The sequence below is a fragment of the Burkholderia sp. SRS-W-2-2016 genome, assembly GCF_001931485.1.
Taxonomy (GTDB): Bacteria; Pseudomonadota; Gammaproteobacteria; order Burkholderiales; family Burkholderiaceae; genus Paraburkholderia.
Genome location: NZ_MSDV01000069.1, coordinates 1 through 25563, shown reverse-complemented (window position 1 = coordinate 25563; position 25563 = coordinate 1). Strand labels below are relative to the sequence as shown.

Here is a 25563-nt window from a genome sequence, read left to right as displayed (position 1 = left end):
GCGGGGGGGAAGTGGGCGGGCGGCGGCCGGACGCGCTGCCCGGTCGATTTTGCAAACGCTGTAACGCGGGTGGAACACACTGCCGCGCATGCCGGCATCCCCGGCATGCGCGCGGACTGCTGCTTAACTACAGGTGAAGCTGCTCGCCGAATCGACGTTGCCGCTGGTATAGCGCGCGACCTTCGGATACGGACACAGCGGCCGCGTGCGGCCGGCGCCCCAGCTCGACGGCACGTCGCTGTTCGGCGCCGCGCTGCTCGCATCGCGCGCGGTCGCGATCACGCTGTCGGGCGCCTTGCCCTGTTCGACCCACGCGATCATCGGCGTGAGCATGTCGAACTGGTCGGTGCTCGGCCCGCCGCTGCAATGGTTCATCCCGGCGATCGTGTAGAGCCGCGCGAAGTTCGTCGCGTCGCCGCCGTTCGCGGTGCTCAGGCGCTGATACCAGTCGGTCGTGTCGTTCGACGAAAACACCGGGTCGCTGGTGCCGTGATAGACGATCAGCTTCGCGCCGCGCTGCTTGAGCGCGCTCAGGTTGGTCTCGTCGGGCGGCGTCATGAACGACCACGCCGACTCGGTATAGACGCCGCCGGTCGCGAAGATCTTCGGCGCGTCGGTGTCCATGCTGAAGTTCAGCGCATAGGAGGACAACTGGCTGAGGATCGACGCGCTCTGCGGCAGCGTGGTGAACGTGAACGCGGCGGCGGCCGGGTCGAGCGTGATCGAGTTCGACTGCTTCCACGCGGACCAGCCGGCGCCGAGCCCGGCGTCGTACGGGAAGCTTGCGTACAGCGCGTTGCCGGCGCTGTCGCGCGCGCCCGCGAACAGGTTGCCGATCGCGTCCTTCTGCGCGGTGGTCAGGCAGGTGCCGTCGCGGACGTTGTTGGTGCAGCTCGGCACGTCGGTCGCGAGGCTGAAGTTCGCCTGGCAGGCCTTAATGTCCTGGATCAGGCCGTCGGTCGCGCCGTCGAGCGCATCGCATTTGGCGAGGATTTTCGCCGCGACCATCGTCCGTTCGGTGGCCGTGAAGCCGGTCGTGATGTCGGGCAGGCCGGCAGAGGTGGTGGCGGTCGCGACCTTCGCGAGCTGCTGCGCGCCCCACATTTCGCCGATCGCCGCCTTCGGCAGATGGAAGCCCGGATCGCCCGAGATGATGCCGTCGTATTCGGCCGACGAACGCGCGGCCGCAACCAGCGCATGGCGGCCGCCGTTCGAGCAGCCTTCGAAATAGCTGCGGTCGGGGCCCTTGCCGTAAGCGAGTTTGATCACCTGCTTGGCCATCGGCGTGAGCGTCGCGACCGCGTTGTAGCCATAGTCGAGACGCGCCTGCGGATCGAGACCGAACAGCGGATTTTGCGACGAGCTGTGGCCGGCATCCGAGCTGATTACCGCGAAGCCCATGTTCAGCGCGTCGTCGGTTGCGCCGCCGCCGCCGATCTCGCCGGTCGCGGTGACCACGTTGCCGTCCAGTCCGCCGTTGGCCTGATAGAAGAAGCGGCCGTTCCACGCGAGCGGCAGGCGCATCTCGAAGCCGATCGCATACGTCTTGCCGTCGACGCTGCTCACGCGCTGATTCATGTTGCCCTGAATCAGGCAGTGCTCGGCGATCGGTTTGCCGCTCACCGTCAGCGTGCCGGCGGCGACGTCGGTGACTGTCGTGAAGGTGGTGTTCGCGAACGACAGCTTCGCGGCGAGCGCCGCGCAGTTGCCGGCGAGCGTGCCGGGGCTCGCCGCGCTCAGTTGCGGCAGCGCGGTCGCGCTGGTGCCGGTGCCGGTGCCGCTAGTGCCGCTGTTGTTTGCGTTCGTCGAGCCGTCATGATTGCTGCCGCCGCACGCGGCGAGCGCGAGCGCCGCGGCTGCCGCGATTGCGATAGAAGTGCATTTCATCCGATGTCTCCTGTCGTTGCCAGCTGCTGTTTGTCGTTAGAAAGAGTGACGCAGGCCCAGCATCACGCCGGTCTGGTTCGCGCCGGCCGCCGGCGTGGTACCGCCGCCGCCGCCGCTGACCGAGTAGCGCGCCTTCGCGCTGTTGCCGAGATACGAGGCCTGGGCATAGACTGCGGTCGCCTTGGACAGCAGATAGGTCGAGCGCAGCGTGCCCATCGTCGCGCGGGTGTCGTGCTGCTCGTTGTCGATGTGATAGACCTCGCCGTCGACGATGAACGCCGGCGTCACGAAGTACGACGCGCCGACGAAGAACAGATTCGAGCGCACGTCCGGCAGCGCGGCCGCGGCCGTGTCGACGCGGCGGTTCAGCCAGCCCGCGCCGAGCTTCAGCTTGTCGATGTTCACGTACGCGCTCACGTGCGCGCGGCTGTCCTTGTCGGCCGCGTCGGTCAGCGGGATCGGCGCGACGCCGTCGAAGAAGTTCGCCGCCGCGGTCGCGCCGCCGCGCTGCTCTTCATACGAGGCCGCGACGCCGAACAGCGGCGAGTCGTACTTCAGCATCACCGACCAGTCGCGGCACTCGGTCGGACGGCCCGCCACCGAGCCGGTACAGGTGCCCTGGCCCGGCGAGTTGCCGGTGCCCGCCGCGTCGCGGCCGAACGAGTAGTTCGCGCCGAACGTGACGCCCGACCACGTACCCATGTAGGAGACCGAATTGTCGGCGCGCGCATTCGGGATATACGCGTCGAGCGAGCCGAGACCGTAGATGTCCGGACCGATGATGTCCGCGCCGAGCAGCGCGTAGTAGGTCATCGTGTACTGACGGCCGAAGCTGAGCGTGCCGTACGGGCTCTTCACGCCGACGAACGCCTGGCGCCCGAACAGCCGGCCGCCCTGGCCGGAGTCGCCGCCGCGCAGATTGAAGCCGCTTTCGAGCGTGAAAATCGCGCTAAAACCGCCGCCGAGATCTTCGTTACCGCGCAAGCCCCAGCGCGACGGAAATTCGCCGGTGACGCCCGGCATGCGGACCACGCTGTTGCCCGCGGCATTCGCGTGCGAAACATATTCGATGCCGGTATCGACGATGCCGTACAGCGTGACGCTCGATTGCGCTGCTGCCGCGCCGCTGACGGCGCACAACGCGCCGCAAAGCAGAAGGCGTGCGGATGCTTGCATGGGTGAGATCTCCAGACCGTTGATAAAAGTGTTGTTGTGTTTGGGTTGTTGTTATGTGCCGAGGCGGCGCGGGTTTCTTCGCTGCGAGGTCAGTCCTCGGCGCGCGGACGGCGCAGCAGCATCAGCGCGGCCGCGGCGGCGATCACGGTGACCGGAATGCTCGCGCCGATCACGGTCGACGAACTGCGGCCCATCGCCAGCAACGCGCCGGCGGCGAGCGGTCCGACCACCGAGCCGATGCGGCCGACGGCGACCGCCGCGCCGACCCCGGTGCCGCGCATTGCGGTCGGATAGAACGCCGCGGACAGCGCGTACAGCACCGATTGACCGCCGACCACGAAGGTGCCGGCGAAGAACGCGGCGGCCACCAGCGCGCCGAAACCGGGCGATACAGCGAGCCCCGCGAGCGACGCGATGATCCCGACATACATGCCGGCGACCACGACGCTCTGACGAATCCGGTCCATCAGCATGCCGATGAAGAGCGTGCCGAGACCGCCGCCGATGTTGAAGAAGATCTGCACGGTGCCGACTTCGCCGCGCGACAGCCCGCGCGCGGCCATCAGCGACGGCAGCCAGTTGAGCAGGAAATACAGCACGATCAGCGTGCAGAAATAGCTGACCCAGATCTGCACGGTGGACGGGCCGCGGCTCTCGGCGAACAGCACGTTGCCGATCGGCGCGGGTTTCAGGCGGCCGTCGCGCGAGGCCTTCGCGAACGCGCTCGAATCGCGCAGGAACAGCATCAAGAGCGGCACCAGCAACAGCGGTCCGACGCCGCCGACGTAGAAGATGTGGCGCCAGTCGGCGTCGCCCGCGCTCATTACGCCGATCACCGACGCGATCACGCCGCCGAACGGAATGCCGCAATACATCACGCTGACCGCGGTGCCGCGCCGGTGCGGCTCGACCGCTTCCGACGACAACGCGATCAGGTTCGGCAACGCGCCGCCCAGGCCGATGCCGGTCAGCACCCGCACTAGCACGAGCGTGTGGAAGTCGCTGACCAGCGCGGTCATGATCGACAGCAGTCCGAACAGAGCGGCGGAGATCACCAGCACCCGCTTGCGGCCGATCCGGTCGGCGAGCCGCCCGCCGAACATCGCACCGGGCAGCAGCCCGAAGGTGCCGGCGCTGAACGCGAGCCCCATCTGCGAAACCGACAGGCCGAACTCGCGGGCCATGCGCGGCGCGGCGACGCCGACCGACTGCAGATCGAGCCCTTCGAGCAGCGCGATCGCGAAACACAGGCCGAGCGTGAGCGCGACGCCGCTTGGCGCGGAAGCGCACGATGCGGCGGGGTCGGTAGTGGAAGAAAACGTTCCGGCTCTTTTCACGTTAGTGATCCTTATTAAATGGCGTGGCTTTCCGGTGAAGCGTGTGGCGAGGTGCTACGGGGTGCTGCAAATGGCGGCCGGGCGCGTGTGCGCATGGCCGGCGCCGGGCTGTCCGCGGGAGCGGAGAGCGGCGGCGGTGCGGGATTCAGACGGGCATCAAGGTCGGGGCGCGACGCTTGCGAACCGCGCGGCTCGCCGCACACCGGTTCGATGCTGGCGGGCCGGCGCGCTTGCTCCGGGACGACGCGGCGAGTAGCCGGCCGTGCCGCCGTGGGATGGATTTAATATCAGGTAGGCTGATAAAACAAGCGTTAGCTGTTCGGTGAAAACACCTAGTAAGCCGCGAGGCGGGAGAGGGTGATGCGGTTAGCCGCGCAGATTGCGCACGAACGCTTCGAGGTGCTGTTGCACGCCGGCGGCGGTGTCGACGCCGATGTCGTCGAGCATCTGTTTTTCGATTGCCTTGACCGCCTGCTCGCATTCGCGCAGTACCGCGCGGCCTTCGTCGGTCAGTTGCAGCAGCACGATGCGGCCGTGGGTCGGGTCCGGTTCGCGGCTCACCCAGTTGCGCGCCGACATCGCGTTCATCACTTCGTTGGCCGATTGCGGCGTGATGAACGAGCGCTCGGCGACCTGCGCGTTCGATGCGCGGCCGTTCGCGTCGAGCACCGACAGCGCGGTGAACTGCGCGAGCGTGAGGCCGAGCGGCGCGAGCGCTTCGCTCATGCGGCGCCGCAAGATGCGGTCGAGACTGCCGATCACGTAGGTCAGGCGCAGGCTCGGGCGACGGTTGCGGGCGGCGCCCGTTTCGGCGGACGGCTTCTGATTCTTGTTCATGGCGTACCGGGTGGAAGGTCTAGCCCGCATCTTAGCGTGTCGCGCGGCGCAAACCGGTGCTAGGGGTTTGCACCGAGGCCCCGAAATTCCGCTTTACATATCAGGCAGCCTGATATTAAATGCACTCAACCGGCCGCCGTCGCGGTCACCGTTCACGGAGAATGCAGATGAATTACGAAGGTCGTTGGAAAGCCGTCAAGGTCGAAGTCGCGGAAGGTATCGCGTGGATCAAGTTCAACCGTCCGGAAAAGCGTAATGCGATGAATCCGACGCTGAATCGCGAGATGATCGAAGTACTCGAAGCGGTCGAACTCGACGCGGAAGCGCAGGTCGTGGTGCTGACCGGTGAAGGCGATGCATGGACCGCCGGCATGGATCTGAAGGAGTACTTCCGCGAAGTCGATGCGGGCCCGGAAATTCTGCAGGAAAAGATTCGCCGCGACGCGTCGCGCTGGCAGTGGCAATTGCTGCGCATGTACTCGAAGCCGACCATCGCGATGGTCAACGGCTGGTGCTTCGGCGGTGGCTTCTCGCCGCTCGTTGCGTGCGATCTGGCGATCGCCGCGGACGAAGCGGTGTTCGGTCTGTCGGAAATCAACTGGGGCATCCCGCCGGGCAACCTGGTCAGCAAGGCGATGGCCGATACGGTTGGGCATCGCCGGGCGCTTCACTACATCATGACCGGCGACACGTTCACCGGTCCGCAGGCCGCCGAAATGGGCCTCGTCAACAAGAGCGTGCCGCGTGCGCAACTGCGCGAGGAAACGGTCGCGCTGGCCGCCAAGCTGCTGAACAAGAACCCGGTGGTGCTGCGCAATGCGAAGATCGGTTTCAAGCGCAGCCGTGAACTGACGTGGGAGCAGAACGAAGACTATCTGTACGCGAAGCTCGACCAGGCGCAACTGCGCGATCCGGAACACGGCCGCGAGCAGGGCCTGAAGCAGTTCCTCGACGACAAGTCGATCAAGCCGGGCCTGCAGGCGTACAAGCGCTGAGCCGCCTGTCGGTTTGAATCTGAATTTGAATAACACCCACCGGGACAGGCGAGGAGACGAGGCAATGCAGGACGTAACTCTATTGATCGACGGCAAGAGCCGCGGCGCGTCGGACGGCAGGACCTTCGAGCGGATCAATCCGGCGAACGGCCGTGTCGCGTCGCGCGCGGCGGCCGCGACGCTGGCCGACGTGGACGCGGCGGTCGAAGCGGCGGCGCGCGCGTTCCCCGCATGGTCGGCGCTCGCGCCGGGCGAGCGCCGCAAGCGCCTGCTGGCCGCCGCCGATCTGATGGATGCGCGGGTCGGTGAGTTCATCGAAACCGGCCTCGCCGAAACCGGCGCGATGCCGAACTGGTACGGCTTCAACGTGATGCTCGCGGCCAACATGCTGCGCGAGGCCGCCGCGATGACCACCCAGATCGACGGCGACGTGATTCCGTCGAACGTGCCGGGCAGTCTCGCGATGGCGGTGCGTCAGCCGTGCGGCGTGGTGCTCGGGATGGCGCCGTGGAACGCGCCGGTGATTCTCGGCACCCGTGCGCTGGCGATGCCGCTCGCGTGCGGCAACACCGTGGTATTCAAGGCGTCCGAGGGTTGCCCGGGCGTGCATCGGTTGATCGGCAGCGTGCTGGACGACGCGGGTCTCGGCGACGGCGTCGTCAACGTAATCACGCATTCGGCCGAAGACGCGCCCGCGGTGGTCGAACGATTGATCGCGCATCCGGCGGTGCGGCGCGTGAACTTCACCGGCTCGACGCGGGTCGGGCGGATCGTCGCGCAACACGCGGCGCAGCATCTGAAGCCGGCGCTGCTCGAACTCGGCGGCAAGGCGCCGGTGCTGGTGCTCGACGACGCGGATCTCGACGCGGCGGTCGAAGGGATCGCGTTCGGCGCGTTCTTCAATCAAGGGCAAATCTGCATGTCGACCGAGCGCGTGATCGTCGATCGCAAGGTCGCGGATGCGTTCGTCGAGAAGCTCGCCGCGAAGGCGCGTACGCTGAAGGCGGGCGATCCGGCCGCCGCGGATTCGGTGCTCGGTCTGCTCGAAAGCGAAGCGGCCGCGCGGCGCGTGAAAGCGCTGGTCGAAGATGCGCGCGAGAAGGGCGCGCGTCTGCCGGTCGGTTGCACGGTCGAAGGCGCGGCGATGCAGCCGGTGATCGTCGACGGCATTACGCCCTCGATGAAGCTGTATGCGGACGAATCGTTCGGGCCGGTGGTGACGGTGCAACGCGTCGATAGCGACGACGAAGCGATCCGTGTCGCCAACGACAGCGAATACGGCTTGTCCGCGGCGATTTTCAGCCGCGACGTCGCGCGCGCGTTGAATCTGGCGAAGCGGGTCGAATCGGGTATCTGCCACATCAACGGGCCGACCGTGCACGACGAAGCGCAGATGCCGTTCGGCGGCGTGAAGAAGAGCGGTTATGGGCGCTTCGGCAGCAAGGCATCGATTGCCGAATTCACCGATCTGCGCTGGATCACCGTGCAGACCGGACCGCGCCACTATCCGATCTGAACGGGCGCGGTACCTGTAGGAACCCGAAGCAATCAAGAGACGGCTCCGCGCGACGACGCGGAGCGCCTGCGCGCCGCTGTTAAACGGCGCGCGTGGAATCGGACACAGGAGACAGGCTTTGCATTCCGAGCCGACACAAGTGAACAGCGCGTCGAATGCCGCCGGCCGGCCGACGCAATACCGTGACGCGCGCATCGGCACCTCGTCGTTGCGTCTGCGGCGCGAGAACGATACGTGGTATCTGCACGCGGCCGAAACGCTCGGCGAGCATCCGCAACGGATGACCGAGCGGCTCGAAAGCGGTGCGCGCGCGCATCCCGAACGCTGGCTCGCGGCGCGCCGCGGCAGCGATGGACAGTGGGTCGGCCTCAGCTACGCGGCTGCGTTGCAAGGCGCGCGCGCAATCGGCGAAGCGCTGCTCGCGCGCAAGCTGTCGGCCGAGCGGCCGATCGCGATTCTGTCGGGCAACGACCTCGACCATCTGCAACTGATGCTCGGCGCGATGTGGGCGGGCGTGCCGTTCGCGTCGATTTCGCCGGCCTATGCGCTCGCTTCCGGCGATTTCGGCAAGCTGCGTCATACGATCGAACTGCTGACGCCGGGCCTCGTGTTCGCCAGCCACTACGATACGTTCTCCAAAGCAATCGAAGCGGTGGTGCCGGCCGACGTCGAGGTCGTCAGCACGGTCGCGCCGCGCGAGCCGGGCCACGCGCGCCGGGTGACCGCGTTCGGCGAGCTGCTGAACACGATCCCGGACAAGGTCGACGCGGTGCACGCATCGATCAGCCCGGATTCGATTGCGAAATTCCTCTTCACGTCGGGCTCGACCAAACTGCCGAAGGCGGTGCCGACCACGCACCGGATGCTGTGCAGCAATCAGCAGATGCTGCTCGAAACCTTCCCCGAATTCGCGCAGGAGCCGCCGGTGCTGGTCGACTGGCTGCCGTGGAATCACACGTTCGGCGGCAGTCACAACATCGGCATCGCGCTGTACAACGGCGGCACGCTGTATATCGACGACGGCAAACCGGTCGCCGGCAAGTTCGACGAAACGCTGCGCAATCTGCGCGAAATCGCGCCGACGATCTACTTCAACGTGCCGAAGGGCTGGGAAGAACTGGCGATTGCACTGGAGCGCGACGCGGTGCTGCGCGAGACGTTTTTCTCGCGCGTGAAGCTGTATTTCTTCTCCGGCGCGGGGCTGTCGCAAGCGGCGTGGGACCGGCTCGAACGCGTGACCGAAACGCATTGCGGCGAGCGCATCCGCATCATGGCGGGGCTCGGGATGACCGAGACGTCGCCGTCGTGTCTGTTCACGACCGGCCCGGTGATGCGCGCCGGCTATATCGGCCTGCCCGCGCACGGCTGCGAGGTCAAGCTCGCGCCGGTCGGCGACAAGCTCGAAGCGCGCTATCGCGGCCCGCACGTGATGGCCGGCTACTGGCGCGCGAGCGCGGCGGAATGCGAGGACTCGTTCGACGAGGAAGGTTTTTTCCGCAGCGGCGACGCGGTGCGCTTCGTCGATGTCGAGCAGCCGGAACTGGGGCTGCTGTTCGACGGGCGCATTGCGGAGGACTTCAAACTGAGTTCGGGCACCTTCGTCAGCGTCGGGCCGATGCGCGCGCGGGTGATTTCGGAAGGCGCGCCGTACGTGCAGGACGTGGTCGTGGCCGGCATGAATCGCGACGATATCGGTCTGCTGGTGTTTCCGCGGCTCGACGATTGCCGGCGGTTGGCGGGCCTCGGCGGTTCGGCGAGCGCGCGCGAAGTCATGCAGGCGCCGGCGGTGCGCGCGCATTTCGCGGCGCTGCTAGCGCGGCTGAACCGCAATGCGACCGGCAGCGCGACCACGATCGCGCGGCTGCGGCTGATGGATGCGCCGCCGTCGCTCGATCTGGGCGAAGTGACCGACAAAGGCTCGATCAACCAGCGCGCGGTGCTCAAGCACCGGGCCGAACTGGTCGATGCGATGTACGACGCGCCGGAGCAGGATGCGGACGTGATCGTCGCGAAAGCGTTCGGCACCGCTTGATACCCGCGTGACAGGAACCGACCCATGAACCTCGACCAACTCGTCGCGATCGACACGCACGTCCACGCGGAAGTCTCGTGCTGCCAGCCGCCGGATCTGTTCGGCAAGGAATTCGATGAAGCCGCCGACAAGTACTTCGGCACCGTACTGAAACTCGGCCGCCGCCCGACCATTCCGGAGACGATCGAGCACTACCGGCAACGCAAGATCGGCTTCGTGATGTTCACCGTCGATTGCGAAGCGAACCTCGGCCGCCGGCGGATTCCGAACGAAGAGATCGCCGAGTTCGCGCAGAAGAACAGCGACATCATGGTCGCGTTCGCGAGCATCGACCCGCACAAGGGGAAGATGGGCGTGCGCGAGGCGCGCAAGCTGATCGAGGAATACGGGGTGCGCGGCTTCAAGTTTCACCCAACGATGCAGGCGTTTTTCGCGAACGACCGGCTCGCCTATCCGCTCTACGAACTGATCGCCGAGCACCGGCTGACGGCGGTGTTCCATAGTGGCCATTCGGGAATGGGCTCGGGGATGCGCGGTGGCGGTGGGCTGAAGCTGAAGTACTCGGAGCCGATCCATCTCGACGATGTCGCCGCCGATTTCCCCGACATGAACATCATCATCGCGCATCCGTCGTGGCCGTGGCAGGAGCAGGCTTTGTCGATCGCGCTGCATAAGCCGAACGTGTATATCGACCTGTCGGGCTGGTCGCCGAAGTACTTCTCGCCGGAGCTGATTCGCCACGCGAATACGCTGCTCAAGCGCAAGATGCTGTTCGGCTCGGACTTTCCGCTGATCCAGCCGGATCGTTGGCTCGCGGATTTCAAGGAAGTGGGCTTTCGCGAGGACGTGCATCCGCTGATCCTCAAACAGAATGCGATCGGTGTGCTGGGGCTCGGCGCGGGCTGAGTCGCGGGCGACACCGCGCTGACCGCGCGGTGATGGAACGGCTCGGCTAACGGCGGCGCGGGATCGGCGCGGTGCCGTATACAATTCGGCAGCGCCAAAGTCCCAGCGGCGCCCGACCGTCTCCTTGCCAACCGATCCAACTCATGCCGAATCCGACCCGGGCCTTCCTTCTCGGCCCGCTCCTGAAAGGCGTTTCACGCTCCTTTTATCTGACGCTGCGCGTGCTGCCGGTAGGCATGCGCGACCCGATCGGCCTCGCGTACCTGCTCGCGCGCGCGGCCGACACGATTGCCGATACCTCGTTGATCGCGCCGAGCCAGCGCCTCGCGTACCTGCTCGCATTGCGCGACCGCGTCAATGGTGTGGCCGGCGACGGCGCGCTGTTCCAGCGCATCGCGGCCGAGGTCGCGGGTCAGCAGGAGCAGTCGGATGAGAAAGTGCTGCTCGAATCGCTGGAACCCGCGCTCGATGTGCTCGCGCAACTGGATGAGTCCGATCGCCACGCGGTGCGCGGCATCGTCACGACGCTGACCGAGGGGATGGAATTCGATCTGCGCACATTCCCCGACGAGCGTTCCGGGCAGATCGCGGCGCTGCGCGAATACGGCGAACTGGATCGCTATACGTATCTGGTCGCGGGTTGCGTCGGCGAATTCTGGACCACGATGACTTACGCGCACATGCCGGGCACGCTGAAAGAGGCGCCCGCCACGATGACCGAGCGCGGCGTGCGTTTCGGCAAGGCGCTGCAGATGACCAACGTGCTGCGCGATTGCGGCAAGGATCTGCGGATCGGCCGCTGCTATCTGCCGCAAAGCATGCTCGATCGCTATGGCCTGAGCGCTCAGGATTTATTGCAACCGGCCAATTCGACGCGCGCGCGGCCGCTGCTCGCCGAACTGCTGCGCACCACCCTCGAACATTTCCGCGCGGCGCTCGACTACACGCTGGCGATTCCGGTGAGCGCGGTGCGTTTGCGGCTCGCGTGCCTGTGGCCGATTCTGATCGGCCTCGACACGCTGGTGCTGCTCGCGGATAACGACGCGTGGCTCGACCCGGCGCGCGTATCGAAGGTGAGCCGCAATAGCGTGTACCGGATTATCGCGGGCTCGCTGTTGCTGGTGCCGTCCAATGCGCTGGTGCGCAATGCGATCGAGAAAAGAATCAAACAGGTCGAAGCGCGGCTGTAGGCGTAAACGCGTATTCGCGATTACCGCGTGATTTCCCATTTCGAATAAAACCGAATTGCTTCAATGCATTAGGAATCGCGCGGAGTACTACCTGATTTGATCTGGATCATTGAATAACGAATAACCGGGAAACCCCTAAGCCCCTCTAATCACGCTTCGCGTTAGTCTTTTCCCAAAGGAGGCGACCTATGCGACAAGCGTTCAATATTGCGTTGGTGCTTTTGCTGGGCTATCTGATGGCGGATCGGGCGTTGATGCGGGCACAGGCCGGCGAGGTCGGCACGATTACGTGTCACCAGGGCGCGGCGCTGGTTAAATCCGGCGCGCTAAAGAAGGGCTTTGGAGACGCTGGCGCGAGCGCGCAGAGCGAAAGTTTCCTGTCGAGCTGTCTGGTGACTGGACGCGGTCAGGTCGGTAATCTGATCGCGCGCGACTGACAGTCAATAGAGCTTCTCGAGGTTTCGTCGCGGCGCACGGGTTGCGCCGCGAAAAAGCGCCCAGACCACGAAGGTCCGGGCGAAGTCATCGGGAGTCCGATGACGGAGGTAACCAGAAACGAACTGGCCCGCGTTCGGGGATTCCCGGCCGCGGGCCAGTTCATTTGAATCGGGGTGCGCGTCGCGCGGACGCGCTAGTTACGGCTTATTCGACCGATTACTGACCGAAGTAGACCGACTTCGGGCCGGTGACCGGCGCTGCGTGGCTCGCTTGCGACGAACCGGCGGTCACGCCGCCGAAGCCGCTGTTTGCAGCCTGGCCGACGCCGTTTTGTGCATCGACGCGGGCTTGAGCAGCCTGGATGTCAGCCGGGTAGTGCGGGTCTGCGTGGCCCGGCTGATAGCCGGCCTTTTCCAGTTGAACCAGTTCGGCGCGCACTTGAGCGCGGGTCACAGGCTGGTTCGCTTGTGCGAACGCAGCGACCGGAGCGGCGATAGCGGCAGCGATAACAACGGCTTGAATGAGCGATTTCATGGTACTTACCTCCAGTTTTGGGTTTTGTGTTGCTACGAACTTGCTTGTTCGTAGTCAGTGATTGCATTGTAGATTTGCTAACTGGACGGAGTAAGAGGCCGTTCTGGTAATGTTTGTTGCGAAATTTGAGATAAAGCAGCGGAACTTCTACGGGTTAACGTGAGGTTTCGCTGCTGATGCGGCTGCGCGGCGATCGGGTGCTCAGTCCGGCTTCGATTCGGCCGCCTGCCGCAGGCGGGTGACCGCGTCGCTCGTGCGCGCATCGCGCTGATCCTTCGCCGTGTAGAAGTCCTTGCTGAGCCACTGGCCGAAACCCATCATCAGCGACCCCAATCCGCTCTTGAAGCGCACCCAGGCATTGGCGGTGCGCGCGAGCTGCGCGGCCGCGCCGATCGCGTCGGCCGCGAGCCGATCCAGTTCGGCGTGCAGATAATCGGCGAAAGAATGGAGACCGTGCTGATTGCCGTTCGACGATTTGCGCTCCAGTTCCACATGTTCGGCAATCAGCGATTGATTCGTCACGCGGATAAAGGCCGGCGTATCGGTTCGCGCCGCGCCGCTATTGCGAATCGCCGCGCCGATACTCGCGGCTTGCGCGGTGCGCCGGCCGAGTGCCGGTGCGAGTTGCCACTTGTCGCTCAGATACTTCAGCAGGCTGCAATGATCGAAGGTGTCGTGACACACGCCCGGTTCGCACCACGGCGACACCAGAAGCGCGGGCACGCGCACGCCGAGCCGTTTGAAATCGAAGCGCGCGGTGTGGTCGTCGGGCGCGATTGCGTCGGCGGGTGGCGACACGTGATCGTAGAAGCCGCCATGCTCGTCGTAGAGGATCACTAACAACGTGCGTTCCCACAGCGCCTGATTCGAGCGCAGCGCGTTGTAGGTGTCCGCGATCAGCTTTTCAGCCTTCATGATGTTGTGCGGCGGATGATCGTCGTTCTGCGCTTCGCCGAAGTACTTCGGCTCGATCAGCGTGAAGTGCGGAAACGCGTCGGCGGGTCCGGCCGCGTCGTGAAAGAACGAATCGAACAGATGGTAGTTCGCGAGATTTTCCGCGCGGCGCTGATTTTTCAATAGCAGCGACGCGGGGAAGTCGTAGAAATAGACCTTCCAGGTTTTCTGCGCCGCATTCAGCCGGTCGAAGATCGTGTCCTGATCCTGCTCGGTGTACCAGTGCGGATTGAGGCCGTCGAGTCCGGACGGCATTCCGGTCTGGCCTTGCGAAGTCCCCGTCAGCGCGAAAAAGCGGTTCGGCCACGTCGGCCCCGGCAACGACGAGAACCAGCGGTCGCACACGGTGAATTGCGCGCCGAGCGTATGCAGCGCGGGCAGAAAGCCGTATGGGTAATAGCCCATTACGTCCTGCCGCGCGGCGGCGCTGCTTTTAGGAAAGTCGTGGACGAAGGAACGCACGAAGCCGCTGTTGTTGTCGGCGATTTGCTGCATCACGGCCTCGTGCTCGTGATTCGGATCGTGCTTCATTTGCCGCTCGCGCGTCGCGCGCAGGTAATACGTGTGGCCTTTGCCGTCGCTATTCGATTTGCCGGCCGCGTTGCGCACGCCGTCCAGTTGCGGATGCACCGCGTCGAGACAGCCGAGCATCTGGTCGAACGAGTGGTTTTCCATCAGCAGCAGCACCACGTGTTCGATCGGATCGGCGTGGGCGTGCGGTTCGGCGTCGCTCATCTGGGTCGCTCCAACGGGGACGGGATGGACTGCGCGTGTGTGGCGTCGCGGCTGCACACGGTTGCCCGCGGCGTTGCCAGGTTAGCGCAAAACGCGCTGCCGCGAAAGAGCGCGGCCACACGGCGACATGGCACGCGACGGCGAGGTTTCCGTCGCGTGCCTGGTTCGCCTAACGAAGTATCGACTCAGCTGCCGCCGGAGAAGATCGGACCCTGCCCACCCGGGGTGAACGCCGGAAAGGTATCGGCGGAGGCGGGCGCCGCGGCGGGCGCGCGCGTGCCCGACTGCGATGCCGGTTCGCGCAGCGTCACCGCGCTCGCCGAGGTGATCGGCACGCTCGGCTTCGCGAGCAGTTCGGTCTTGCGCATCGAACCGACCGACGTGCCGAAGTAATAGCCGATGATGCTGATCCACGCGGTCCCCAACGCGCCGACCACCACGTTGACGAGATCCTTGTTGTCCCCCGGCAACGGCTGCACTGCCATCAGCAGCAGAATGCCGAAGAAGCCGGCGGTCACCGCCATCGCGAGTACTTTGGGCACCCAGTCGCGATTGGCGACGCCCATTGCGCGCGCGTTCTCGCGATCGCCGGCGGCGATGCGCGCCATGTCGGCATCGTGCGCGAGGCTCGTTTGCGCGGCGGTGACCATCAACTGCTGCAGTTGCAGCGAGTTCGCGCTTTCCGCCTGACGCAGTTTTTCGCGCGCGGCCGGATCGTTCAACGCGGTATCCACCTGACCCGGATCGTTCGAAGTGCCAAGCGTATGCGAGATGATCGCGGCGGCGGCCGTCACGCCGAGGCCGACCGGTCCGCCGACGAGGCCGGCGAGAAGCGGGGCGGTGCTGCCGATGTTGTCGGCGACTTTAGACCAGTCCATCATGCTGCTCCCAGAAGAAGATTGTGGGCCATCCGTTCGGTCCAGCCGCGGCTGAAACTCGGCCATGAATGCAGGTTGCGCAGATAGCGCAGGCGATACGCGGCGAAGCGCATCACGAACTTCATCGGGTCCGCGCCTTTGACCGCGTCGAGCGTGTCCGGGCCGAACTTGCCGTCCTCCTTCGCGCCGGACGCCTTCTGCATCCACAGCACGACGAGGCCGCCGTTGTAGTTCGCATCGAAAATCTGGAAGGCCACGCGCGGATCGAGTTCGTCGAGATGCAGCGGATCCCAGTACCTGCGTTTGGCGATCTGATGGGCGGTGTCGAGCGGCAGGTCCTTCATCGCGCCGGTATAGCCCTCGCTGCGCGCGACCCGCGCGGTCACGCCCCACATCGTTTCGCCGCCGGGATCGGCCGGATTGAAGCTGTAACCGCCTTCATTTCCGATCAGGGCTTTGAATGCGTCTTCGAAGCTGTCCATCGAACTGTCTCCTCTTCGGCTGGGTACCACTCAAACCGCGAATGCGTTCGGCTCAGGCCGCGTGCATCGCACTTCCTCCGGTCTCGCGTACTGCATCGAGCGATGCGCGCAACGGATACGCGGCCGGTGGATTCGAAACGGGCCTGACGCGCGCGCCGGGCTTCTTTGTCGGGGTGTCGTCCGGGTCCTGAACCGCGGCGGCGAAGTGCGCCAGCTCGGTTTCGCGCGCCGACAACGTGCCGGGGTCGAGTCGCAGGGCCACCGCGTATTTGCGCGAGGCGCCGCGCAGATCGCCTTGCCGGTCGAGCGCGCGGCCCCATTCGGCGTACGACGGCGCGAGGCCCGGGCGCAGATCGACCGCGCGCTTCAGTTTGTCGATCGCCTGGTCGTAGCGGCCCACCGCGATCAGCGCTTCGCCCCAGTCGTGCAGCGTGTCGACGGAGTCGGGCTTCAGGTCGTACGCCTGCTGGAATGCGTCGAGCGCTTCGGGGTAGCGATGCGCGTGCAGCAACACGTCGCCGAGCAGACGCAGGTTTTCCGCGCTACGTTTCTTGGCTTGCGCGCCGGCCCGCAATGCGTCGAGCGCGTCGTCGATCCGGTGCTGCTGTTCGAGCGCAATGCCCAGGCTCGCGCGCAATACCGCCGAATCCGTGTACGTGCTCAGCGCTTCGCGGGTCTGCTGCTCCGCCTGTTTCGACAGCCCCTGACTCGTCAGCAACCATGCCTTGCCGGCGGTCGCCCATTCGCCCTGTTCGGACGGCGGCAGCTTGAGCACGTCGTCGTAGATGCGGTCGATCGCGCGGTAGTCGCACTGCGCGAGCGAGCATTTGGTGTTCTGCACCTGGGTGAACAGGTGACTCGCGAGGATGTTCGGTTCGGCGAGCCGCATTGCCTCGACCGCGATCTCGCGAACGAACCGTTCGAGTTCGCGCCCTTCGAACGACACCGTGCTTTGCTTGCCGCTGAACGGGCCGTGCTCGATCTGCACGTGGGCGATATACGAGTCCGCGTCGTCGTCGGTCCGGGTGATGCCGATGCGTACGGCCACATCGTCGCGATGGATCACCCCTTTGATGAAACGCACCGTCGATCCGTACGAAATGTCCTGGCCGGGGATCTGGATGTCCGGTCGCGCGTCGTTGTCGGCCATCGTGTCGTGCGGAATCGATTCGGCATCCTGTCCGATCTCCCGCATCGCCGCCATGATGCGTTCGGCCAGAAAGCTCGACGTGTAGCCGCGCGCGCTCAGCGATTGCGGCGTTTCGACCGGCGGCACCAGCAACTGACGGGTCTGCACGTCGCGCACGATCAGCCACGCGAGGCCGATTGCCAGCACCACGGCCAGCCACGGCAACAGGTACGGCCACAATTGTTTCGGACCCCGACTGATCGAGACGGCGGTGCGCCAGCCGGTTACCACGAAGCCGCTCGAATCACGGTGCGGCGGGCGCCGCGCGGCGCTGGTGCGAATGAACGGGGCGCTGGCGCGACCCAACCCGCCGCTGCGCGCGGCCATTGGCCGACGTTGACTCTGTGCACTCGACATGGCCCACCTCGTTTAGATCCGTAACCGCTGTTGGCAATCGTCCGACTTGCGCGGGGTAACGCACCAAGCGTGCCATCGGGGGCAAAACGAGGCGGCGGCGCGCTGTCGGCTCGGGGCGAGCGGTTGGGACGAAGGAAGTGTTGCGTGTGGGCCGACGAATCGGAGCCAGGCGTTTGTCGACGGGAAACAGTGCGGGTTGCGGTGGCTTGAAAAGCCGGCGGGAAAAGACGGGTGTCCGGCGACCGCCAAAAAAACCGCCCGGTTCGCGTGAACCGGGCGGAAGTCATGAAGAGACGAGGAGTGAGGAAGCGTTGCTTAGCCGAAGGCTAGGCGGGTGAAACGAAACACGAGCTGCAACCAGCCTGCCGCGGTTAAACCGAACTCGGCCGCCATTTCAGCAAGCGGTTTTCGACCGCGGTCAACAGATAGTCGGCGGCCAGCGCGACGACGGCCAGCACGATCATCGCCGCGAACACGCCGCTCGCGTTGAACGCGCCCTGCGCGGTCGAAATCAGCAGACCGATACCCTGTTTCGAGCCGAGGAATTCGCCGACCACCGCGCCGACCAGCGCGAAGCCGAAGCTCACGTGCAGGCTGGCGAGAATCCAGCTGAGCGCCGACGGAATCACGACGGAAGTCGTCACCTGGCGGCGCGACGCGCCGAGAATCTGCGCATTCGCGATCATGTAGCGGTCCGCTTCGCGCACGCCCTGGAATGCATTCGCGAACACGACGAAGAACACCATCACGACCGCCAGCGCGACTTTCGACGACATCCCGAGGCCGAGTGCGATCACGAACACCGAACCGAGCACGACGCGCGGAATCGAATTGGCGACCTTGATATAGACGCTGAACACATCCGACAGCAGCTTGTTGCGGCCGAGCACGATGCCGCAGAAAATGCCGGCGACCGAACCGATGATGAAGCCGAGCCCGGTTTCTTCGAGTGTGACCCAGACCTGGGTCAACAGCGGCCCTTGCGAAGTGCCGTTCACGAACCAGTCGACGATCTGATCGAAGATCGCGGTCGGCATCGAGAAGAAGAACGGGTCGATCCAGTTGAGCCGCGCGGACAGTTCCCAGCCGCCGAGCACGACCACGAGGACCAGAATGCGCAGCGAAATCACCAGCGCCTGGCGTTGGCGAATCTTCTGTTGCGCGATGCGTTCGACGTGAGCGAGCGACGCGGCGTCGATGCCGGTGGGCATCATCTGTTGAGAGGGTGTGGACATGTTTGCCGTTCCTTGATTAACCGATCTGCACTTCTTCGCGCAGGTCATGCCAGATATCGCGCGAAATTTCGATGAAGCGCGGGTCGTAGCGAATCTCCGAGGTGACGCGCGGACGCGGCAGATCGATCTCGTAGACTTTCTTCAGCGTCGCGGGGCGCGCGGTCAGCACGAACACGCGGTCCGCGAGTGCGATCGCTTCTTCCAGATCGTGCGTGACGAACACCACCGAGCCGGCGCCGCCCCACAGTTGCAGCAGTTCGTCCTGCATCAGCGTGCGGGTTTGCATGTCGAGCGCCGAGAACGGCTCGTCCATCAGCAGGATTTCCGGCTTGTTGATGAAGGTCTGCGCGAGCGCGACGCGCTTGCGCATCCCGCCGGACAGTTGATGCGGATAGTGCTTGCCGAACTTTTCGAGGCCGACACGGCGCAGCCATTCGTTCGCTTCTTCGTACGCGGCCGCTTTCGAGCGGCCGCGATACAGCGGACCGGCCGCGACGTTATCGAGCACCGAGCGCCACGGAAACACCGCGTCGGCCTGGAACACGAAACCGATGCGCGGATCGATTCCGTCGACCGGCGCGCCCATCACGCGCACCTCGCCGGTGGTCGGTTTCAGCAGACCGGTAATCATGCTGAGCGTGGTGGACTTGCCGCAGCCGGTCGGGCCGACCACCGCGACGAACTCGCCGCGTGCGACCGACATCGTGAAGTCGCGCAAAGCGATCGTCGCCTTGCCGTCCGGGGAAATGAAACGGCACGATACGTTGCGCAGTTCGATCGCTGGCGTTTCGCGTGACGGAGGTTGATTCATCGGCGGGTGCCTCGCAGTGCTAGGGATACTCGGAGTTTCGAATGAGCGTTACTTCGACGCGGTCTTGACCGGCGCCGACACGTAGTCGTTCGTATAGGTCTTGGCCAGATCGATGTGCTTGCCCTTGACCGACGGATTGAATGCCGACAGTACCTTCAGCACCGTGTCCGGGCCGTCGGCGGGCATCTTGCCGTCCTTCGTGAACATCGGCAGCGACGCTTTCAGCGCGTTCACGTACAGGTCCTTGTTGTTGCCGTAGTAGTCCTTAGGCATCTTCGCGGCGATCTCGTCGGCGCTGTGCGTGGCGATGAAGTTCAGCGTCTTCGCGAACGCGTGCGAGAGTTTGGCCGCGTCGTCCTTGTGCGATTCGGCCCACGCGCGCTGCACGTAGAAGCTCGACGCCGGATAGGTGCCGCCGAGCGCGGCGCGCGTGCCTTCCACGTTGCGCATGTCGACCAGCACCTTCGCGTCGCCGGTCTTCAGCAGTTGCGAGACGGTCGGCTCGGTGGTCATACCCGCGTCGATGCGGTTCTGTTTAACCGCCGCGATAAAGCTGTTGTCCGCGCCGACCGGCAGCATCGTGTATTGCGTCGACGGCACGCCCGCGCGCTGCGCGAGGTACTGCGTGAGGAAGCTGGTCGACGAACCGAGGCCGGTCACGCCGAGCGTTTTACCCTTCACGTCGGCCATGCTCTTGAGCGACTCGGCGGACTTGGTCGAAACCATTTCGACTTCGCCCGGCACCTGGCCGAACACGACCAGCGCCTGCACTTCCTTGCCCTTGCTCTGCAGATCGATCGTGTGATCGTAGAAGCCGACCACGCCCTGCACCGCGCCCGCCAGCAGTTCGTTCTCCGCATCGACGCCGGCCGGTTGCGACAGGATTTCGACGTCGAGGCCTTCGTCCTTGAAGTAGCCGAGCTGCTCGGTCAATTTTGCCGGCAGGTAGATGATCTTGGTGGCGCCGCCGACCATGATCGTGATTTTCTCCGCGTGGGCGGCGGCCGACGCGGCGGCCAGCGCGAACGCAACACCCGACACAACGGCAATCTGGCGCAAGGTACGCATGAAACTGTCTCCTGAGTTTGGTCGCCGCGGGCTAGGTGTGCGGCGCTTTTTGGGTAGGTGCTGGCGATTATAGAAATGCGAAACCTTCTGCCAGCTTTCTGCGACCGGCGCAAAATGTCGGTGTTAACCCGGCACCGCCGCGGTGCTTCCCGGCAAGCTGGCGGCGGCGGCGCCGGGCCGCGGCGCCGTGGGCGCGAAACCACAACGGATGCGCGCAGACCCCTTGTTTTAAGGCACAATCGACGGCCTGACTTTTGCCGTTGCCGCCATGAAGCTGCTGCTGATCGAAGACAATCCCACGCTCGCGCACTGGCTCGCGAAGATGCTGGAGCAGGAAGCGTTCGCACTCGACGCCGTGCAGGACGGCGACGCGGCCGACCGGCTGCTGCGCACCAATCACTACGACGTGATCCTGCTCGACCTGAATCTGCCGAAGCTGTCCGGCAAGAACGTGCTGCGCCGCTTGCGCCAGCGCGGCGACGCGACGCCGGTGCTGATCCTGACCGCGAGCGGTTCGATCGACGAGAAAGTCGAACTGCTCGGCGCCGGCGCGGACGACTACCTGGTGAAGCCGTTCGAGGTGCGCGAGTTGATTGCGCGTATCAAGGTGGCGATTCGCCGGCAGTCGCCGTCGAAGGCGAGTGAAGTGGTGTGCGGCGACCTGTCGTTCGATATCGACACGCGGCAATTCACGCTGAAGGGCGCGCCGCTGAACGTGACGCCGCGCGAACGCTCGGTGCTCGAAGCATTGATTTTGCGGCTCGGCAAGACGGTGACGAAGCCGGCGCTGGTCGATGCGATCTTTACGCTGGCCGACGAACCGAGCGAGGACGCGGTCGAAATCTATATCTCGCGTCTGCGCAAGAAACTCGACGGCAGCTCGGCGGCAATCGTCACGCTGCGCGGGCTCGGCTATCTGCTGCGCAAAAAAGAAGACGACCAGTAACGATGGCCAATAGTCTGCGCATTCGCTTGCTGTGGTGGTTGCTGGTGCCGCTCGCGCTCTATGTGTTCGTGACCGGCAAGACCGAGTACGACAACGCGCGGCATACCGCCAATCTCGTGCAGGACAACCAACTGATTGCGTCCGCGCGGATGATCGCCGGTGAAGTCGAGTGGCGTGACGGTTATCTGCGAGTCGATATTCCGCCCGCCGCGCTGGAGATTTTCGCGTCGCCGTATCGCGACCAGGTGTTCTATAGCGTGCGGGTCGATGACGGCCGCCTGCTCGCGGGCACACCGGATTTTCAGCCGCGTCCGTGGCTCGCGCCCGACGTGCCGGACGCCTATTACACCGACCTGCATGAGCAGCGCGTGCGCGCGATCGATGTCGTGCGGCTGATGTACGACAACGGCGTGACGCGCCGGGTGCGGGTGACGGTCGGCAAGACCGTGCGCTCGCGCGATGCGATGACCCAACAATTATGGCGGCCCCAACTGTTGCGCCAGTTCGAAATGATCGCGCTCGCGGTCGCGCTGGTGTGCATCGGACTGACGTTCGAATTGCGGCCGCTGATGAAAGTGAAGGACGAGGTCGAGGATCGCGATCCGATGCAGCTCGAACCGATTCGCGTCGAGCGGCTGCATTCGGAGCTGCGGCCGATCGTCGATGCGATCAATCAGTGCATCGCGCGGCTTGGCTTGCAGGTGGCCGCGCAACGGCGTTTTATTGCCGATGCCGCGCATCAGTTGCGCACGCCGCTGACGCTGCTCGGCACGCAATTGCAATTCGCGCGGCAACAGGACGGCATTCCGCCCGCGCTCGACGAAGCACTGGCCGCCATGCATCGCAGCAATCGTTCGATGGTGGGCCTCACCAATAAATTGCTATTGCTCGCTCAGGCCGAGGCCGCCGACAACTCGCAACTGGCGATGGAAAGCGTCGATCTGGTGCCGCTCGCGATGGAAGTGGTCGAAGATCTCGCGCTGCTCGCGCAGGCGCGCGAGATCGATCTCGGCGCGGAATTGCAGGGTGTCGCGGCCGTGCATGGACATCGCGGTCTGTTGCAGGCGCTGATCGCGAATCTGGCGGAGAACGCGATTCGTTATACCGGCAGCGGTGGGCACGTGACGGTCGCGGTGAACGCCGACGCGAATACCGTGACGGTCAGCGTGATCGACAACGGTCCCGGCATTCCGGCCGAAGCGCGCAGCCGCGTGTTCGAACCGTTTTTCCGCGCATCGACAGATACCGAAGGGACCGGTCTCGGCCTCGCGATCGTGCGCGAGATCGCCGATGCGCATCGCGGCGAGATCACGTTGAAAGCCTGCGAGGGCGGCAAGGGCGTCGATATCGCCGTGACGTTTCCGCGTGCGACGCCGCCGCGCGCCTAAGCGCAATTTAACGGAGAGAACCGCAATGAAGCTTTCGCTGATGCGTTTCTCGCGGCCGGTCGGCGCGGCGTTGAATGCGTCGCTCGCGCTGTGCTTCTGCACCGCACTCGCGTTACCCGCGATGCCCGCGCAAGCCGACGAGCCCGAGCAGCTCGCGATCATGGTGGGCGGCACCAACAAACTCATTTACCTGCCGGCGCGGCTCGCCGAACGGCTCGGCTATTTCAGGGACGAGGGGCTCGACGTCGAACTGCAGTCGCAACCCACCGGCATCGACGGCGAGAATGAAATGCTCGCGGGCGCGGTGCAGGGCGTAGTGGGTTTTTACGATCACACGATCGATTTGCAGGCGCGTGGTGTAGAAGTCCGAACGATCGTCGTGTTCAGCCAGGTGCCCGGCGAAGTGCAACTGGTCGCGGCGAAGCGGGCCGACACGATCCGCGGCATGGCCGACGTACGCGGCAAAACCCTCGGCGTGACCGGCCTCGGCTCGTCGACGAGCTTTCTGACCAAATATCTCGCACAGCGCGCGGGCGTGCCGTCGACGCAATACACATTGCTGCCGGTCGGCGCGGACAGCAGTTTTATCGCGGCGCTGCGGCAGGGGCGCATCGATGCGGGGATGACCACCGAGCCGACCGTCACCCAATTGCTGAAAGCGGGCGATGCCAAAGTACTGGTCGACATGCGCAATGTCGACGGTACGCGCGCCGCGTTGGGCGGAACGTATCCGGCGTCGAGTCTTTATGTGCAGACCACCTGGCTCGACGCGCATCCTCGGGAAGCGGCGAAACTCGCGCGCGCGTTCGTCAGAACCTTGCGCTATATGCATACGCATAGCGCCGAAGAGATCGCCGCGCAAATGCCGCCGGAGGATGTCGGCAATGACCGCTCGCTGTATCTGAGCGCGTTGCGCGCGTCGCTGCCGATGTACACGGTGGACGGCAGGATGCCCGCCGATGGGCCGCCGACCGTGCTGAAGGTACTGGCCGGTTTCAATCCGAACGTGAAGGGCAGACATATCGATCTGTCGCGCACCTTCACTAACCGGTTCGTCGACGACGTGAAGCCGTAGCGGCAGCCGTTGCTGTCGCGCGGGCCCTTGCGACTGTGCTTGCGCTTAACGATCTATTGATATGGCGGTTTAAAGCGGCTGTTTTAAAGTTCGAATTCACCGACCATAAGAATTTCATTAACCTGCTTGAGGATGCCGGTCCTTTTCCAGCCGATATAGCGTAAATAGCAGGTTTGCTGAGGTGGAAACGTGGCCGGAAGCCGATGCCATTTTTCTTTACGCAGCTGTAACCACAGGATCGCATTGAGAATGTCGCGGTCGCTGCGGCGCGGACGGCCGCGCGACGGCGCAGGCACGGGGAAAAGACTCTCGACCCGAGCCCAGTCCGCGTCGGAGAGTGGAATTTCTAACATCGGCAGCCTTGCATGAATTCTGTGCGAAATACGCAGTCGACGGTGAATATTGCGTTCCCGCGGATGTTAGTCAAAGTTTTAGTGATGGTCAAATCATCGAGGCGCAATTTTCGGTAATTGACGTTTAGGTTTTTTTTCAGATTTCTTTCAGCAATTCAGGCTGATGTGTCGCGTGCGTTACGGGCGGCCGCCGTTACGGCGTTACGTCACGGTGACGCGACGTAACGCGGACGGGAACGTAAACGTTTTCGCAAACGCGAGCGAATTTTCTCGCGCACTTTGATTCCTGGCGTGGAGCCTTATTGGAAAACGCTTTGCCGCGTATTGGCCGAGCTGCATCGCAATCGATGTGCCGCCTGGCACAAGCTGTGCGTACTTCTGCGCGGTTAAAGCAATAGATATCCGCCATGCACACGCTCGATTACGCGAAACACGTTTCGATGGCCCGCACGCTGACCGCGCGGCTGACCGTCGACGCACTGAACGACGCCACCGGCTTCGACGACTCTCCCGCACGACTCAGCGACCTGGAGGCCCGGGTTCTCGACGGCTTGCGCGCGGGCGAGTTTCATCTGGTCTTTCAGGGCGCATATCGCGCGGCCGACGACGCGCTGGCGCGGCTCGACGCGCAGCTTCGCTGGACTCACCCGGAATATGGGCTATTGCTGCCGGGCATCTTCATGATGCCGCTCGAACATCCGCGGGTGGCGCAGGAAATGGCCGCGTTCGTCGTCGATAGCGTGTGCCGCGAGTTGCGCGCTTGTGCGGACGCCGGTCTGCCGGTGTGTCCAGTGTGTCCGGTTGCGATTTCGGTGCCCGCGCAGATCGCGCTGCTCGATTCGTTCGCCGAAGATCTCGTGCGCGTTGCGCGGTCGTATCGCGTGTCGCCGCGGCTGTTTGAAATCGAAATCGCCGATAGCGCCGAGGCGGCGAAGCTGCTGTCGTTGCGCACGATGACCGAAGGGCTGCGCGAAGCCGGGGTGGGTGTGGCGCTCGGCAAGTGGGGGAACGGGGCGTCGTCGCTCGCGCTGCTCGGCACGGTCGATGTGGATACCGTTACGGTTGCGCGGGAACTCGTGGCTGGGGTGCTGCGCGATCAGCGCGCCGCTAAAGTGATGGCGGCGGTGCTGGATTTGCTGTGCGGGTTGGGCTTGCGGGTCGTGGTGAACGGCGTCGATACGAAGGAGCAGTTGCAGTGGCTGGGTCGGTGGGCGGAGGTGCTGGTGCAGGGGGCCGTGTGTGGG

The 25563-nt window shown here is 64.7% G+C and carries 23 protein-coding genes; 10 read left to right on the top strand and 13 right to left on the bottom strand.

What is annotated here, in order from left to right:
• Nucleotides 1-123 precede the first annotated feature (123 nt).
• From BTH42_RS28905 to BTH42_RS28890, 4 genes are all read right to left on the bottom strand, one after another.
• Complete coding sequence (locus tag BTH42_RS28905) at nt 124-1887, bottom strand: tannase/feruloyl esterase family alpha/beta hydrolase (RefSeq protein ID WP_075304604.1); 1764 nt, start codon at nt 1885-1887, stop codon at nt 124-126.
• 36 nt (nt 1888-1923) lie between these two features.
• Nucleotides 1924-3063, bottom strand: a complete 1140-nt coding sequence (locus BTH42_RS28900) for a porin (protein WP_075304603.1) — start codon at nt 3061-3063, stop codon at nt 1924-1926.
• 89 nt (nt 3064-3152) lie between these two features.
• Nucleotides 3153-4313: a 3-(3-hydroxy-phenyl)propionate transporter MhpT gene (gene mhpT / locus BTH42_RS28895; protein ID WP_372237295.1), complete on the bottom strand. Its 1161-nt coding sequence runs from the start codon at nt 4311-4313 to the stop codon at nt 3153-3155.
• 453 nt (nt 4314-4766) lie between these two features.
• Nucleotides 4767-5267: a MarR family winged helix-turn-helix transcriptional regulator gene (locus tag BTH42_RS28890; protein WP_075304601.1), complete on the bottom strand. Its 501-nt coding sequence runs from the start codon at nt 5265-5267 to the stop codon at nt 4767-4769.
• A 137-nt stretch (nt 5268-5404) separates the two neighbouring features.
• On the opposite strand from BTH42_RS28890, the gene BTH42_RS28885 reads away from it, so the two are divergent.
• The 6 genes from BTH42_RS28885 (at nt 5405) to BTH42_RS28860 (ending at nt 12313) form a co-directional block, all read left to right on the top strand.
• Complete coding sequence (locus BTH42_RS28885) at nt 5405-6232, top strand: p-hydroxycinnamoyl CoA hydratase/lyase (protein ID WP_075304605.1); 828 nt, start codon at nt 5405-5407, stop codon at nt 6230-6232.
• 64 nt (nt 6233-6296) lie between these two features.
• On the top strand, nt 6297-7748 hold the full coding sequence (locus BTH42_RS28880; protein ID WP_075304600.1) for an aldehyde dehydrogenase: 1452 nt from the start codon (nt 6297-6299) through the stop codon (nt 7746-7748).
• Nucleotides 7749-7866: 118 nt separating this feature from the next.
• Nucleotides 7867-9780, top strand: a complete 1914-nt coding sequence (locus BTH42_RS28875) for a feruloyl-CoA synthase (RefSeq protein ID WP_075304599.1) — start codon at nt 7867-7869, stop codon at nt 9778-9780.
• 24 nt (nt 9781-9804) lie between these two features.
• The gene (locus tag BTH42_RS28870) at nt 9805-10686 is read left to right on the top strand and encodes an amidohydrolase family protein (RefSeq protein ID WP_075304598.1); all 882 of its coding nucleotides are present in this window, start codon (nt 9805-9807) and stop codon (nt 10684-10686) included.
• Nucleotides 10687-10829: 143 nt separating this feature from the next.
• Nucleotides 10830-11876: a phytoene/squalene synthase family protein gene (locus tag BTH42_RS28865; RefSeq protein WP_075304597.1), complete on the top strand. Its 1047-nt coding sequence runs from the start codon at nt 10830-10832 to the stop codon at nt 11874-11876.
• A gap of 188 nt (nt 11877-12064) precedes the next feature.
• Nucleotides 12065-12313 carry a hypothetical protein gene (locus BTH42_RS28860; protein ID WP_075304596.1) on the top strand — a complete coding sequence of 83 codons (249 nt, stop codon included), beginning with the start codon at nt 12065-12067 and terminating at the stop codon, nt 12311-12313.
• A 217-nt stretch (nt 12314-12530) separates the two neighbouring features.
• On the opposite strand, the gene BTH42_RS28855 is transcribed toward BTH42_RS28860, so the two are convergent.
• From BTH42_RS28855 to BTH42_RS28820, 8 genes are all read right to left on the bottom strand, one after another.
• Entirely contained in the window at nt 12531-12848 is a 318-nt protein-coding gene (locus BTH42_RS28855; protein ID WP_075304595.1) for a DUF4148 domain-containing protein, read from the bottom strand.
• A gap of 201 nt (nt 12849-13049) precedes the next feature.
• Nucleotides 13050-14537, bottom strand: coding sequence for an alkaline phosphatase family protein (locus BTH42_RS28850; RefSeq protein ID WP_075304594.1), 1488 nt, complete (start codon nt 14535-14537; stop codon nt 13050-13052).
• 185 nt (nt 14538-14722) lie between these two features.
• A complete protein-coding gene (locus BTH42_RS28845) occupies nt 14723-15415 on the bottom strand; it encodes a hypothetical protein (protein WP_075304593.1) in 693 nt (230 codons plus the stop codon).
• Entirely contained in the window at nt 15415-15897 is a 483-nt protein-coding gene (locus BTH42_RS28840) for a glycoside hydrolase family 108 protein (RefSeq protein WP_075304592.1), read from the bottom strand. Before BTH42_RS28840 ends, BTH42_RS28845 begins: the two co-directional genes overlap by 1 nt.
• A 52-nt stretch (nt 15898-15949) precedes the next feature.
• A complete protein-coding gene (locus BTH42_RS28835; protein ID WP_075304591.1) occupies nt 15950-17443 on the bottom strand; it encodes a tetratricopeptide repeat protein in 1494 nt (497 codons plus the stop codon).
• 371 nt (nt 17444-17814) lie between these two features.
• Nucleotides 17815-18678 (bottom strand): ABC transporter permease, encoded by an 864-nt coding sequence (locus BTH42_RS28830; RefSeq protein ID WP_075304590.1) that lies wholly within the window; start codon nt 18676-18678, stop codon nt 17815-17817.
• Between the two features lie 16 nt (nt 18679-18694).
• Nucleotides 18695-19489 (bottom strand): ABC transporter ATP-binding protein, encoded by a 795-nt coding sequence (locus BTH42_RS28825; RefSeq protein ID WP_075304589.1) that lies wholly within the window; start codon nt 19487-19489, stop codon nt 18695-18697.
• 48 nt (nt 19490-19537) lie between these two features.
• Nucleotides 19538-20557, bottom strand: coding sequence for an ABC transporter substrate-binding protein (locus BTH42_RS28820; protein ID WP_075304588.1), 1020 nt, complete (start codon nt 20555-20557; stop codon nt 19538-19540).
• A gap of 268 nt (nt 20558-20825) precedes the next feature.
• On the opposite strand from BTH42_RS28820, the gene BTH42_RS28815 reads away from it, so the two are divergent.
• From BTH42_RS28815 to BTH42_RS28805, 3 genes are read left to right on the top strand one after another with little or no spacing between them, the layout of a single operon-like run.
• Entirely contained in the window at nt 20826-21503 is a 678-nt protein-coding gene (locus tag BTH42_RS28815; protein WP_075304587.1) for a response regulator, read from the top strand.
• Nucleotides 21504-21505: 2 nt separating this feature from the next.
• The gene (locus BTH42_RS28810; protein ID WP_075304586.1) at nt 21506-22891 is read left to right on the top strand and encodes a sensor histidine kinase; all 1386 of its coding nucleotides are present in this window, start codon (nt 21506-21508) and stop codon (nt 22889-22891) included.
• 25 nt (nt 22892-22916) lie between these two features.
• Nucleotides 22917-23966: an ABC transporter substrate-binding protein gene (locus BTH42_RS28805; RefSeq protein WP_075304585.1), complete on the top strand. Its 1050-nt coding sequence runs from the start codon at nt 22917-22919 to the stop codon at nt 23964-23966.
• An 83-nt stretch (nt 23967-24049) separates the two neighbouring features.
• On the opposite strand, the gene BTH42_RS28800 is transcribed toward BTH42_RS28805, so the two are convergent.
• Entirely contained in the window at nt 24050-24319 is a 270-nt protein-coding gene (locus BTH42_RS28800; protein ID WP_143752244.1) for a transposase, read from the bottom strand.
• Between the two features lie 407 nt (nt 24320-24726).
• On the opposite strand from BTH42_RS28800, the gene BTH42_RS28790 reads away from it, so the two are divergent.
• A partial coding sequence (locus tag BTH42_RS28790) for an EAL domain-containing protein (RefSeq protein WP_083654967.1) occupies nt 24727-25563 on the top strand: 837 nt, incomplete at its 3' end.

Bases quoted from the DNA above. Each gene is read 5' to 3' on its own strand.
- BTH42_RS28905 (WP_075304604.1), bottom strand. From the start codon at position 1,887: ATGAAATGCACTTCTATCGCAATCGCGGCAGCCGCGGCGCTCGCGCTC.
- BTH42_RS28900 (WP_075304603.1), bottom strand. From the start codon at position 3,063: ATGCAAGCATCCGCACGCCTTCTGCTTTGCGGCGCGTTGTGCGCCGTC.
- BTH42_RS28890 (WP_075304601.1), bottom strand. From the start codon at position 5,267: ATGCGGGCTAGACCTTCCACCCGGTACGCCATGAACAAGAATCAGAAG.
- BTH42_RS28885 (WP_075304605.1), top strand. From the start codon at position 5,405: ATGAATTACGAAGGTCGTTGGAAAGCCGTCAAGGTCGAAGTCGCGGAA.
- BTH42_RS28880 (WP_075304600.1), top strand. From the start codon at position 6,297: ATGCAGGACGTAACTCTATTGATCGACGGCAAGAGCCGCGGCGCGTCG.
- BTH42_RS28870 (WP_075304598.1), top strand. From the start codon at position 9,805: ATGAACCTCGACCAACTCGTCGCGATCGACACGCACGTCCACGCGGAA.
- BTH42_RS28865 (WP_075304597.1), top strand. From the start codon at position 10,830: ATGCCGAATCCGACCCGGGCCTTCCTTCTCGGCCCGCTCCTGAAAGGC.
- BTH42_RS28860 (WP_075304596.1), top strand. From the start codon at position 12,065: ATGCGACAAGCGTTCAATATTGCGTTGGTGCTTTTGCTGGGCTATCTG.
- BTH42_RS28855 (WP_075304595.1), bottom strand. From the start codon at position 12,848: ATGAAATCGCTCATTCAAGCCGTTGTTATCGCTGCCGCTATCGCCGCT.
- BTH42_RS28850 (WP_075304594.1), bottom strand. From the start codon at position 14,537: ATGAGCGACGCCGAACCGCACGCCCACGCCGATCCGATCGAACACGTG.
- BTH42_RS28845 (WP_075304593.1), bottom strand. From the start codon at position 15,415: ATGGACTGGTCTAAAGTCGCCGACAACATCGGCAGCACCGCCCCGCTT.
- BTH42_RS28840 (WP_075304592.1), bottom strand. From the start codon at position 15,897: ATGGACAGCTTCGAAGACGCATTCAAAGCCCTGATCGGAAATGAAGGC.
- BTH42_RS28835 (WP_075304591.1), bottom strand. From the start codon at position 17,443: ATGTCGAGTGCACAGAGTCAACGTCGGCCAATGGCCGCGCGCAGCGGC.
- BTH42_RS28830 (WP_075304590.1), bottom strand. From the start codon at position 18,678: ATGTCCACACCCTCTCAACAGATGATGCCCACCGGCATCGACGCCGCG.
- BTH42_RS28825 (WP_075304589.1), bottom strand. From the start codon at position 19,489: ATGAATCAACCTCCGTCACGCGAAACGCCAGCGATCGAACTGCGCAAC.
- BTH42_RS28820 (WP_075304588.1), bottom strand. From the start codon at position 20,557: ATGCGTACCTTGCGCCAGATTGCCGTTGTGTCGGGTGTTGCGTTCGCG.
- BTH42_RS28815 (WP_075304587.1), top strand. From the start codon at position 20,826: ATGAAGCTGCTGCTGATCGAAGACAATCCCACGCTCGCGCACTGGCTC.
- BTH42_RS28810 (WP_075304586.1), top strand. From the start codon at position 21,506: ATGGCCAATAGTCTGCGCATTCGCTTGCTGTGGTGGTTGCTGGTGCCG.
- BTH42_RS28805 (WP_075304585.1), top strand. From the start codon at position 22,917: ATGAAGCTTTCGCTGATGCGTTTCTCGCGGCCGGTCGGCGCGGCGTTG.
- BTH42_RS28800 (WP_143752244.1), bottom strand. From the start codon at position 24,319: ATGTTAGAAATTCCACTCTCCGACGCGGACTGGGCTCGGGTCGAGAGT.